Annotated in this window: 10 protein-coding genes; 2 read left to right on the forward strand and 8 right to left on the reverse strand. The window is 36.2% G+C overall.

The window, feature by feature from the left end; genetic code table 11:
* Positions 1-37: 37 nt before the first annotated feature.
* Both C0Z22_RS06000 and C0Z22_RS06005 read right to left on the reverse strand, forming a co-directional pair.
* Complete coding sequence (locus tag C0Z22_RS06000; RefSeq protein WP_103217434.1) at positions 38-1,843, reverse strand: ABC transporter ATP-binding protein; 1,806 nt, start codon at positions 1,841-1,843, stop codon at positions 38-40.
* Positions 1,843-3,519, reverse strand: coding sequence for an ABC transporter ATP-binding protein (locus tag C0Z22_RS06005; protein ID WP_158246830.1), 1,677 nt, complete (start codon positions 3,517-3,519; stop codon positions 1,843-1,845). Before C0Z22_RS06005 ends, C0Z22_RS06000 begins: the two co-directional genes overlap by 1 nt.
* Positions 3,520-3,567: 48 nt before the next feature.
* Here C0Z22_RS06005 and C0Z22_RS06010 point away from each other — a divergent pair, with 48 nt between their 5' ends.
* Positions 3,568-3,996 carry a hypothetical protein gene (locus C0Z22_RS06010; RefSeq protein WP_103217436.1) on the forward strand — a complete coding sequence of 143 codons (429 nt, stop codon included), beginning with the start codon at positions 3,568-3,570 and terminating at the stop codon, positions 3,994-3,996.
* Between the two features lie 5 nt (positions 3,997-4,001).
* On the opposite strand, the gene C0Z22_RS06015 is transcribed toward C0Z22_RS06010, so the two are convergent.
* The 6 genes from C0Z22_RS06015 to C0Z22_RS06040 are packed head-to-tail and all read right to left on the reverse strand — an operon-like array spanning position 4,002 to position 9,759.
* Entirely contained in the window at positions 4,002-5,156 is a 1,155-nt protein-coding gene (locus tag C0Z22_RS06015; RefSeq protein WP_103217437.1) for a hypothetical protein, read from the reverse strand.
* A gap of 42 nt (positions 5,157-5,198) precedes the next feature.
* Entirely contained in the window at positions 5,199-5,981 is a 783-nt protein-coding gene (locus tag C0Z22_RS06020; protein ID WP_103217438.1) for an enoyl-ACP reductase, read from the reverse strand.
* Between the two features lie 9 nt (positions 5,982-5,990).
* Positions 5,991-6,401, reverse strand: a complete 411-nt coding sequence (fabZ, locus tag C0Z22_RS06025) for a 3-hydroxyacyl-ACP dehydratase FabZ (protein ID WP_103217439.1) — start codon at positions 6,399-6,401, stop codon at positions 5,991-5,993.
* Complete coding sequence (gene fabG / locus C0Z22_RS06030; RefSeq protein ID WP_103217440.1) at positions 6,401-7,141, reverse strand: 3-oxoacyl-ACP reductase FabG; 741 nt, start codon at positions 7,139-7,141, stop codon at positions 6,401-6,403. Before fabG ends, fabZ begins: the two co-directional genes overlap by 1 nt.
* Before the next feature lie 12 nt (positions 7,142-7,153).
* On the reverse strand, positions 7,154-8,590 hold the full coding sequence (locus C0Z22_RS06035) for an NAD(P)/FAD-dependent oxidoreductase (RefSeq protein WP_103217441.1): 1,437 nt from the start codon (positions 8,588-8,590) through the stop codon (positions 7,154-7,156).
* 20 nt (positions 8,591-8,610) lie between these two features.
* On the reverse strand, positions 8,611-9,759 hold the full coding sequence (locus C0Z22_RS06040; protein WP_103217442.1) for a hypothetical protein: 1,149 nt from the start codon (positions 9,757-9,759) through the stop codon (positions 8,611-8,613).
* A gap of 131 nt (positions 9,760-9,890) precedes the next feature.
* Here C0Z22_RS06040 and C0Z22_RS06045 point away from each other — a divergent pair, with 131 nt between their 5' ends.
* Complete coding sequence (locus tag C0Z22_RS06045) at positions 9,891-11,813, forward strand: ABC-F family ATP-binding cassette domain-containing protein (RefSeq protein ID WP_103217443.1); 1,923 nt, start codon at positions 9,891-9,893, stop codon at positions 11,811-11,813.
* The last annotated feature ends 85 nt before the right edge of the window (positions 11,814-11,898 follow it).

The raw sequence follows: 11,898 nt of genomic DNA on the forward strand, positions 1-11,898 counted from the left end.
TAGTTTAATGATAACTTTATAATGGCCCTAAGTAAAATTAGTGGCCATTACTAGAGTTTGTCGCTTGTGTGAGATTGTAGAATATACCCCTTTGAAGTATTAAATTTTCAGGAGTATCAAATTCAGCAAGTTTAGCATCTTTGAAAACAAGAATTCTATCACACTCTTTAATTGTATCGAGCCTGTGAGCGATAAAGAAAGACGTTTTACCTTCCATTACATTGTGAATTCCATCGTGTAGAATCTTTTCAAAGTAAGGATCAACATGGGCCGTGGCCTCATCAAGAATAAGAATATTTGGATTCTGTAGGCATACACGAGTTAACGAAATAACCTGTTTCTCACCCGCTGATAAATTCGATCCACCATCTTTTAAGACACTATCAAGAGAAAGCTTCGAGTAATCCATAACCTTACTCATTCCTGTTTTATCACAAATTGAAAAAATGTCTTTATCTGTCAAATCAGGGTTTACCGAAAGATTTTCTCTAAGAGTCCCATCGAAGATAATGACATCTTGAGAAACAATTCCAATCTGATCACGGTAGTGATCGATATCTAAATCTTTAAGATTTTGACCATCAATTAAAACATCACCTTTTTGATAGTCATAAAGGCGAGAAAGGACTGCAACCGCCGTCGTTTTCCCTGAGCCAGTTGGCCCAACAATTCCAATTTTTTCACCTTTATTGATCTTGAATGAAACATCATTTAGGGCCGTACTAATATCATTATAGCCCATCGTCACGTTCTTAAATTCTACTTCACCGTTTATTGTATGATGTCTATCGTTTCGTTGATCAAAGACCTCTCTCTCTGTTTCAACATCAATAAAGTTTGCCACACGATTAACACTTGTAAACGCTGTAATAATATTTGCCATTTCTCTAAAAAGAGAAAGAACAGGCCAAAAGAAGCGCTCACAATAACGTAAAAGAGCAATAAACAGGGCAAGAGAAAGCGTTCCATCTAAGTAAGCGCTTCCACCAAACCAAACAAGAATAAGAAGTGGTAGTCCACATAAGAATGATAGCATCGGCATTGTAAGAGCATAGTATGTATTGGCACTTAGCTGAACTACTTGCTGTTCATTTACTGCTGATTTGAAATTGTCATAAGACCAGTCCTCGACACCAAACGATCGAATCACGTGAATACCATCAATATACTCAGAAAGCTTTGAGTTAATATTTGAAGAGTACTTACTGATGGCCCTATTTAGAGAGCCAATTTTATCTCGCGTAACAATTAGAAAAATAACTGCAGGAATCATTCCTGAAATAACCATTAAACCGATTTTGAAGTCAGTGATAAGCATCGCTGTTGCCGATGAAATAATCATTAAGATCGAGATGGCCAGGCGCCCTAGAGAGCTTGTAAAAAACTTCTCAATCCCTTCCACATCATGAGTCATTCTCGTTACAATTCTTCCCTGAGGCCAAGAATCAAAAAATTTAAGTGGTAAGTGAGAAAGCTTTTGAAATAGTCGATCTCTAATCTTTAAAATAACATAACTTGTTTGCACGATTAGATAACGACGGCCAATATAGTGAATAAGGACACCACCTAGCTCAAGTGCTAAAACATAAAGGGCCCACTTTTTTGCAAGTTCCCACTTTGATTTTGCTAGACCTTCACCAACAAGCACCCCTAGTGCATGACCAGAGAGCATTGATATAACAGTAAACGTAATTAGCATCAGTATTGAGACAAAGATCTTAAGACGATAACCTTTTGCAAATCTGAAAAGAAATGCTGTCGTCTTTAAGGCCGAATGTCCTTGTTCCTTATGCTTAGCTTCATCTTGATCATCTTGTGCTAAAAATTGTTTTGCATCACTCATTATTTAGTCCCTGCTTCTGCACGATCTAAGTTAATCACCTTCTCGCAATATTTGAGAGTCGATTCTCTATGGGCAACCCATACGAGAGTTGATTCAGGCAGGTATTTATTAATATTTGATAGAATAGTTTCTTCGGTAACTGTATCAACCGCAGAAAGACAATCATCCAAAAGAAGTATCTCAGGCTTTCTAACAAGTGCTCGAGCAAGAGTTAGTCTTTGCTTTTGACCACCTGAAAGATTTACACCCCACTCTCCAAGTTGTGTATCTAGTCCATCATCGAAGTTTTCAATATCACTTTTTAAACCTGCAATTTCTAAAACTTGCCATAAAATTTCGTCATCAAAATTTTGATCCATTAAAATATTATTACGAATAGAGTCCGCAAAAAGGAATGACTTCTGATGAACCATTGTAATATGTGATCTTAGAAATTTATGGCCATACTCAGTAAAAGGACGTCCAAAAAAGGCGACATCTCCCCTTACATCTCTCTCTAGTCCACTAAGTATATTGAGCAGAGTTGTCTTTCCTGTCCCAATCTGGCCAATAATTCCAATACGCATTCCACGCTTAACTTCAAGATTAATATTAGAAAGGATGTCATTTCCTTCTTCATATCTAAAGCTTAGATTCTTTAAACTAAATACCGTATCACCAGTAAGTTCAGGCTCAACTTTCTTATCAAGTAAATACTCTTCCTTAAAGTGAGTATAAATCTCTGCAAGTCGTCTTAGAGAAGTAAAAGACTTTCTCCAATCAGATATAATGTAGCCAAGCTCCATCAATGGCTCTTGTAAAAGATGAACAAGTCCTTGGATTGCAACGAACTCTCCTACTGTGATCTCGCCTTTCATAAGAATAGTAAAACCATAAGTAAAAAGAATAACGTATGTTGCCAACGAGGCCATTCCCGAAGAAGGAATATAGAGCATTGAAGTGTTATTGGCATCGAGTCTCATTTTTCGATACTTTTGTGCACCAGCAAATAATCTCTTATACCAAAAGAAGGCCGTATTCCCTAGCTTCTGTAGTCTTACAGTAGAGATGGCCTTTGATGTTTCATCATTAAAATATGAAAGATAATCTTGTGCAATATCGTAGCGCTCCATTTCGATAGTCGAAATATAGCGAACAAGAATTGGAACGATTAATAGTGCTAAGAAAGAGATAATCGTGATTTGTACATTAATTAAAAATAACGAGATAATTGTAAATACACCTAAAAAGAGCACATCTGCAGCTCCTACAAGTGTAAACCCAAAAACAAAGCGCGCTTGACCAACATCACTATTGGCGGCACTCATTAGAATTCCTTTTGGATATTTATTAACAAGAGTATCCATTGAAAAATATTGAGCATTTTGCCAAATATCGTCTTTTAGAAAACCACCTGCATGATGAGTCTGGCGACCTAAAAAAATTCGCCAACCAACACGGCCAAAGTAGAGCATAATTCTAGAAAATAGAACAACTGTAAAAATAAAAAAGAATTTATGCTTTAGATCGTCACCTGTAATGAAGTAATCAATTGTCCAAGAAGGCATGGTTTTATGGGTGAAGAAATCCACCACATCCCCCATGGCACGTGAGTAAAATACCTGACAAAAGTTACAGACTACTATCGAAATAATCCCTAGGAAGTAAACTGATTTTTTGCGGCGTAAATAATTCAACCAAATTTTATAATGCATAGTCATTGCAAAGTATTATATGATTTATACATGAGATTTCATATTCTTTTATTTTTAATATTTTCTGTCACAGCAAACACTTATGCCGAACTCGCAGAATTCGACTCTGGCCCAGGTAACGCTAAAATATTTAGAATTGATGCTCTTGAAAATTACGTTAAAAAGATTAGAGAAGAAATCACTCGCATTGAAAGTGGCATGGATGACAAAATGGGCAAGGAGCTAAAGTCTCTTAAGGCCCAGATCGAAGAACTCAAAAATAAAGAAACTAATTTGGATGGGCTTAAAGTTATTGAAGAGCGTCTAAATAAACTTGAATTAAAACATGCTGACGATGTAAAGAAGATGCAGGCAGACTTTAGAAATCTGCAGCAGAATATTGATCAGTCACTCTTAGATCTATCAAACAAAATTCTTCAACGTATTCAGGTTTTTGAAAAGTACCTTCAAAAGCCTTAGAAAAGCTAGTGAGAACAATGACGGTATTCATTCTCTGTTATCTTCAACTTCTTAGCAATTGTAGGTTGAGTTAAATAAATTGAGGTTAATCTTCTTTCGTTAGAAATATAGGAAGATCCTTTTCTTAATTCTTTATCTAAACATAATTCACTTCTTAAACTATCAACGTCAATACCACTATGGGCCACCACTTCTGCACTAAACCAATCTGCGAATACTTCATCAAGTTGATCGCGCTGTTTTCCAGGTAGAGGGTAAAGAGATCGATTGCATGTAGGGTTTGCCAAGAGATTGTCTCCAACTTCTTTTGTTAGAACCTTATTTTGAACTAAGAAATTTAATTGAGAATCATCTCTAAACAGCGCTCCTGCACTCGTTGAATTTCTTAAGCATTTCTGAATCGAATCAAAAGGATTTTTACTCTTATAAAAACCAGAGAAACGACAGCTATCAAAAGAATGAGCAATCTCGTGTGCCATTAAACTCACTAAGCTTGCACGATACTTGGGAAAAGCAAAATTTAAGCCTTCAAGGCCGATATTAATTTCATTACTCTTTGGATCATAGGCAAATCCCCACTCTAAAAAATCGCGAGGAGCTTGGGCTACTTTAGTGCCAAGGACTTTTTTGGGAATGAAAATCTTAATGTTTTCCACTTTCTCTTTTATTTCTTTGAATGCCTTAGTATCACCCAATTGAATTTTCAAAACAGAAAGTGCACTCTTTTTAGCTCTTCTAAAGCTATCTTCTAAAAGGAGAATTTTCTTCTTTGTATAAAGCTGTGAAAAGACATCAGTTAACTCTTTATCCAAAAGATCTTGAATGGCCTTTGGCCTTTCATTAAATGTTCCAGAAGATAGAACAATATTTTCGATATAATAAAGACGCCACTGTTTCGCGACATTTACAGGATCGTTAATATCGAGTTTTCGACGTTTGATCCAACTTGTAACAACAGGACTCTTCTTAGCAATTAAACTACCAAGGGCCTCATCTGCAACTGCTGCTATTGGCCTTGAATTAGCAAGATCAACTTTAAGTTTTGCGATTTCATTATAAATAGATTCATCTTTTTCAAAGCTAACCTTCTTACAATATGATTTGAAGGTTGGGTTAGCATATAAACTTACAGCAATAAAAAAAGGGAATAAAAACTTCATTCCCCTATTATAACTTAAAAAAATTAAATCGATTGTATGGACTTATTTACCGGAAACCACTGATTGATCAAAGTGATTAGAGCGCATTCCACAGTCGACTAAAATCCCTGCAGCATTAATTCCACTTGATACATTAGATAGTAAGAAAACAACTGTATTTGCGACTTCTTGAGTCTTAAGTGCTTCCTTTCTCATCGTTAGCTTTTCAGCAAAGATATAATTATCGATATAGCCTGGAATCCCTGCGGAAGCAGAAGTCTTTAATGGACCTGAACAAACGCTATTAAATCGTACACGCGAAAACTCACTAAAGCTCTTAGCTAAATATGAACAAGTTGTTTCAAGCATTGACTTGATTGGTCCCATGTATCCATATGAAGTCGCTTTTGTGTCAGAAATCGAGATTGTTACCACCGATGCATCTTGCTCAAAAAGAGCAGATAGTTCATTTGCTAGTTGCACTAGTGAAAAAGAAGAAATCTGTGTTGCCTGTGCAAAGTCTTCCCATGAAGTTTCATGAAATGGCCTTGGCTCAGTAAGATTTGCAAAAGCAATTGAGTGAAGCATTCCATCTAGTTTTACTTCATCATTTTTTAAGTTAATTGCTAATTCTTTGATTTGAGCTTTATCAGTCACATCAACAATATAGCTTTTTGAATCAGGAAAAAGCTTTGTAAGCTTTGCTTGATGCTCTTCACTTTGAACAGTGAATACGCAACTTCCTCCATTATCAATTATTGTCTTAGCACTGAAATAAGCAACACTTTTCTTATTTGCAACACCAGTTATTAGAAATAATTTATTTTCAAAATTTAAAAAACTCACTTTATACCTTTATACTTTTGCACATGTAAATTCGATTGAAAGAACGGCCTTACCAGCAACCTTAGTCTTTCCCTTGAAATAGAAAGCATTAGAGATTTGTTCAATAAGCTCAACTTCCATCACTAGCTCATCACCAGGACGAACCATATTTTTGAATTTTGCATTTGAAACTTTAGCAACAACACCTAGCCCACCATCAGCACCAGCGGCCATTAAACATGCACCTGATTGAAAAATTGCCTCTTGTAAAAGGACACCTGGCATAATTGGATTCCCAGGGAAGTGACCTTTAAAAAAGTCCTCTTCACCAGTCACCTGATAACTTGTTACGATCTTACTGCCTTCTTTTTCGATAATCTTATCAACAAAAAGAAAAGGTTCTCTTTGAGGGATTAAGTCCTTAACATTTAAATCACTCATTAAAGTCCACCCGTTACTTCTAGAGAAGCGCCAGTGATATAGGCAGCTTCACGTGAAGCTAAAAATTGAACTGCATGTGCGACTTCAGAGACTTTTCCAAATCTCTTTAAAGGCACTTGTTTCTTATACTCTTTAACTTGTTCAGCAGGAAGGTCAGCAATAAGCTCAGTTTCGATAAAACCAGGACATACGTTATTAATTGTAATCCCCTTCTTACCAACCTCTTTTGAGATTGATTTACTCATTGCAATTTGCCCCGCTTTCGATGCAGCGTAATTGGCCTGTCCAGGAAGACCAAGACTACCACCAACAGAGCTCATATTAATGATTCGCCCGTATCTCTTAGATAAGAAATGGTTAACTGCTCTCTTTGTCATTAAGAAAGTTCCAGTTAAGTTTATATCAAGTACTCTTGCCCAATCTTCATCAGGCATAATTGGAGAAAGATTATCTTTCCTAATACCAGAGTTATTAACAAGAATATGGATTTGCTCGAATAGCTCGTTCATGCGGTTCCAGAAAGCTTCAACATCAGTAGCATTAGATACATCAAACGCTTCAAGAAAAAGGTTTTCTCCTAACTCTCCAAGCTCTGCTTTGAAGTTATTTGCAGCATCATGATTTCCAGCATAAGTAGCAACAACACGTGCCCCACTTTTTAAGAAAGCTTCAGTGATCCCACGGCCAATTCCGCGTGTTCCACCAGTAACAATTGCAACCTGATCTTTAAAATCAAACATATAATTCCCTTTTTATTCTTTTGAACTATCTAAATAAGTATTTAAGTCATGTCCTACGATAACACCGTAGTTCGCGGCCCCAAGCCAACCAGACATAATAATCCCAACTGAACCTGCATGAAAAAGGCCCTTTATTTCATTTGGAAGTTCTTTAGAAACAGCAAGTCCTTCAAACTTTGTTCCAAACGAAGACCCAAAGTGATGATGTGTATACTTCTCTACTGTACGCGGAGAAGAAACATTCACATGCTCTATCTTATCTTTAAAACCTGGGACTAATTTGTCCATTGTATTAATAGCATTTTGAGCAAGATATTCTTTGCGTTCTTTATATTCATCATCTGTTAAATGCATCCAATCTTCATATCGAGCATTGATACTTGATACAACCGCATACTTCTGCTTCATATGTTTTCTCATATCTGGATAATAGATAGAGAAAGTCTGAGAGTAAGCTTTAGGAGACAACAGAAGATCAGTGTCAAATTTGTCAGAGCTTGAATAGAAAATGAGCTCACCAATATTTGGAATCGACTCTCCTTCTTTTAGTCCCATAAAGACCTGGCAAGAAGATGAGTTAACTCTTACGGCCTTCGCGTCCTTTGCAAATTTTTCTGAGTATTTAGCATTTGGAGTCATCTTGAAGATCGTATTATAAAGGGCCGAGTTAGATAGAACGGATCTTGAAAGAACGCTCTCCTCACCGATACGAACACCTTTTGCAATATTGTCTTCGACTAGGATTTCGTCAACCTTTACATGAAGTTTAATATCCACTCCATTGGCAAGAAGTTCATCTTTCATCATACCGATAAGCTTATCTGTACCACCTCTAAAGATATAAGCACCTTTATTCATGAAATTTGAAAATACAATCCCGAATGTAATGGCCTCATCTTCAAGAGTCGAACCATTCGCGTATGCAATGGGCTCAAGCAGGAAGCGAACAACATCATTTCTTCCCGGAAAGTATTTTTCAAATAACTGGCCGTTTGTCATGGCCTCATCATCATAGAAATTCATTGCACGAAGCTCATCAAAGAATCCTACAACGTACTCACGATCAAGATTGAATTTCTCAACCATGATGTTGATATAGTCTTCTTTCGTGAAATCTGTATCAATTTCAAATTGTGGATTGATAAAACGAATTTTATCAACACGCTCAATACAATCGGCGATATCTTTTGACCAATAACGACGACAAGTCTTAATCATCCCAACAGGAAATCCGTGAAGAGAAATATCAAAAATATGCCTTTCACCTTCATTCGTTGGTCGTCTAAACCAAGTAGCAAAACCACCTAGTTTGTTATGGGCCTCAAGAAGAAGAACTTTTCTTCCATCCTTGGCCAGTTTATTAGCTGCCGTCATCCCCGCAAGCCCTGAGCCCACGATGATGACGTCATAAAATTTTGTAATCGGATCTTTCTTTTTCAGTAATGCCATTTTAACTTTCTTTTAATAAATTATTTTTTTAGTACCATTGTTGATAATTTTTTTGTTTTTGGATTTATTACATAAACAATAAATGCGATAGTTCCATTATCATTGATACGTGGAGCATGAACAAATGGAGATGTTGTTGCATCAACAACTTCGTAATCAACACCATTGATAGAAAGAGCATCTCCTTCTCCGATAAGCTTAGACCACTGTCCATTTACATATTTAAAGATTGCAGCAACACCTGCTTTATCATATCCACGAATAACGATGTCACCATTAGAGTTCATTGCTGGTGCAAATCCATCAAATTTAGAAATCATCTCACCTAGAGATAGAATTGATTTAATGATTCCATTAGTAGAAGCAAATAGCTTTACACCTTCATTTGTTTGCGCCCATACAGCAATGTCACCTTTTTTATTAACTGTGTATTGGTTTTGAATCGCTTTAATTTTTGAAGAAGGTTGTCCATCTCTATCTTGCATAACAATTTGACGACTACCTTTTTTGATATTGTATAAGTAAAGGCGATCTGGTTGAGACTCAGCAGTAGACTTCCCCATTCTAACTTTTGTTAAAACATAATTGCCAGCTGTCACAGGAGAGAAGATATAACCCATATCATTTGTAAAACTTGTAAACACATCTTTTTGCTCATCTAAAGTTTTAATCACAACTTTTGCTTTACTTGTCCCAAAAGAATGACGGTAGATAAGTGTGTCTTCACTATTCATTGCGACACCAGAGACACCAGTAAACATTCCTTCAAAGTTTTCGTGCTCAAGTCTTTTACCTGTTTCAAGGTTAATCGTATAAATTCCTGTGTGCTCATAACCATTATTAGGTGCAAACACGACATGATCTTGACCAGAAGCTGCATCATTGAAAAGATAAAATTCGCTAATGGCCTCATCACCATTTCCTGCAAATAATTTTACATTGTCACTATTGTCACCACATAGAATTCCATATTTTGAAATTCCATTATCCGCACCACTTAGAGAGAAACAAACTTTTCCTGAATTCTCTAGTCTTAGTGAAGTACTAATCCAAAATGTTTGATCAGGTAGGTTAAGATTTAACTCACCACTACTTGCTAGTAATTGATAATTCGCTTGTGCACTGAACATTCCAAATGCGGCCAATGCTATTTTAAATAAATTCTTCATAATATTTACCCCGAGATATGTGAAAGTGTGTGTTATTAAAGGCATTATCATACCTAAGAGGCCACATTTCGGCTAGAAAATGGGCGAGAATTTTTTGGGCCAAATGACTAAAAATAGGTTAGATTTGACACATGTCAATCCTTTGTAACTTAAAAAACATCAATCTTGCCTTTGGGCAGAAAGTCATTTTCAATAACGCACAATTCTATATTGAGCATGGTGATAAAATAGGTCTTATTGGCCTAAACGGAATGGGAAAATCTTCGTTGCTAAAGATTATCAATGAAGAGCTTGCACCGGATTCGTGCACTCCACCCTTCACATTTGAAAAAGCAACACAGGCACAAGGGCCGACCTTAGAATTTAATGTTTTCAAAGTCGATCAAAACTTCACAATTCCAAGTGATGATATCACTATTGCTGATTATTTTTATTTTCAATATCGTGATCTAAAAAAACTAAATGATGACTTAGTCTCTCTCGACTTAGCTACTGAAGAAGGTCTAGCGAAGCAAAACAAAATAATGGAAGAGCTTGAGCATAGGAACTACTGGGAGCTTAAGAATAATTTTGAAAGTTATATCAAGGCCTTTGGCCTAACAGATCTCCATGCCAAAGTGAAAGGTATCTCAGGTGGAGAGCAAAAAAAGATTCAGCTTAGTCTAGGCTTAACAGCAAAAGAGAACCTCATTCTTTGGGATGAGCCCACAAACCACTTAGATTTTGAAACAATCGAACAATTTGAAGATGAAATCATGAAGTCAAATAAGACTCACGTTATCATCTCCCACGATAGGTACTTACTTTCAAAAGTAACAACAAAAATTTTCCATATTCACGCTGGAATCGTTTCTCCATTTAAAGGAACATATGCTCAATATCTCGAGTTCACAGCGGCCCAGGAAGAGTTGAGAGTCAACTCTTTAACAAAGTTAAAAAATTCTCTTAGGCGTGAGACTGCGTGGATGCGCCAAGGAATCAAGGCCCGTGGTACTCGTTCAAAAAAGCGTGTCGAAAATTTTAACGACCTATCAAAAGCAGTGCAAAAATTAAAAGATCAGGCACGTAGTCAACTTGATCTTGCAATGAATGATAGTAATCGAAAAACGAAACAACTCGTCCAATTCAAAGATGTCTCTTTTGGTTTTGAAAATCATGAACCACTCTTTAAAGACGTAAACCTATCTATTTTTAAAGGTGATAAAGTTGGTGTCCTTGGAGAAAATGGAGTTGGGAAATCGACTCTCATGAAGCTTGTTGCTGATCGCTTAACAAATACTTCAGGTACAATCAAAAGAGCTGATGATTTGAAAGTTTGTCTTTTTTCACAAAAAAGAGATGAATTTGATTTAACGAAATCACCATTTGATCTACTTGGTGAAGGTGAAGACTTTATTCATTTCAAAAGTGGCCGCTCAATCCACGTCGCAAGTTATTTTCAAAACTTCCTTTTTGATCGTGGAGAGCTGTATCGCCCACTTTCAAGCTTTTCAGGTGGTGAGCTGAATCGTCTTCAACTCGCGCTAAATCTAAAAAATGAAGCAGATATTTGGATTTTTGATGAGCCAACAAATGATTTAGATATTGAATCAATTGAAATTCTCGAGCAAAAACTTTCTGAATTTCAAGGTACTGTAATTATCATATCTCACGATAGATCTTTCTTAGAAAATATCACTAATCGAGTGTGGTTAATTGAAAATCAATCAGTGACTAAATTTTCAAGCGGATTTACTTTTGTTCGTCCTTATCTTGAGGCACGAGAAATTGAGAGAAATCTTGAAAAACAACAACAACAAGAAGAAACAAGGCCTAAGGCCAACCAGGTAATTGAAACACAAGTTATCAGTGAAATAAAACCAAATGTTGATACTGATAAAATTGAAAGCGAAATTATGGATATTGAGGAGCAAATTGCTAAAATTGATGAGCTTCTTTCTCGTTTTGATTACTCTAATATGGATGATGAGAAGAACCAACTAATTGCAGGCCTTAACCAAAAAAAGAGTGTTCTCAATGAAAAAATTGAAGAGCTATTTGAGCTATTGTCTTAGATATTAATCCACTGCCTTACAAGCTTGGCTATTTTCTATAGGAAGTGGCCAAAAGAGCTACCTAACCTACTGAATTCTTTATGAT

Source organism: Halobacteriovorax sp. DA5 (assembly GCF_002903145.1).
Taxonomy (GTDB): Bacteria; Bdellovibrionota; Bacteriovoracia; order Bacteriovoracales; family Bacteriovoracaceae; genus Halobacteriovorax_A.

Excerpts from the sequence above, each read along its gene's own strand:
- C0Z22_RS06000 (WP_103217434.1), bottom strand. The coding sequence starts at position 1,843 with ATGAGTGATGCAAAACAATTTTTAGCACAAGATGATCAAGATGAAGCT.
- C0Z22_RS06010 (WP_103217436.1), top strand. The coding sequence starts at position 3,568 with ATGAGATTTCATATTCTTTTATTTTTAATATTTTCTGTCACAGCAAAC.
- C0Z22_RS06015 (WP_103217437.1), bottom strand. The coding sequence starts at position 5,156 with ATGAAGTTTTTATTCCCTTTTTTTATTGCTGTAAGTTTATATGCTAAC.
- fabZ (WP_103217439.1), bottom strand. The coding sequence starts at position 6,401 with ATGAGTGATTTAAATGTTAAGGACTTAATCCCTCAAAGAGAACCTTTT.
- fabG (WP_103217440.1), bottom strand. The coding sequence starts at position 7,141 with ATGTTTGATTTTAAAGATCAGGTTGCAATTGTTACTGGTGGAACACGC.
- C0Z22_RS06035 (WP_103217441.1), bottom strand. The coding sequence starts at position 8,590 with ATGGCATTACTGAAAAAGAAAGATCCGATTACAAAATTTTATGACGTC.
- C0Z22_RS06040 (WP_103217442.1), bottom strand. The coding sequence starts at position 9,759 with ATGAAGAATTTATTTAAAATAGCATTGGCCGCATTTGGAATGTTCAGT.
- C0Z22_RS06045 (WP_103217443.1), top strand. The coding sequence starts at position 9,891 with ATGTCAATCCTTTGTAACTTAAAAAACATCAATCTTGCCTTTGGGCAG.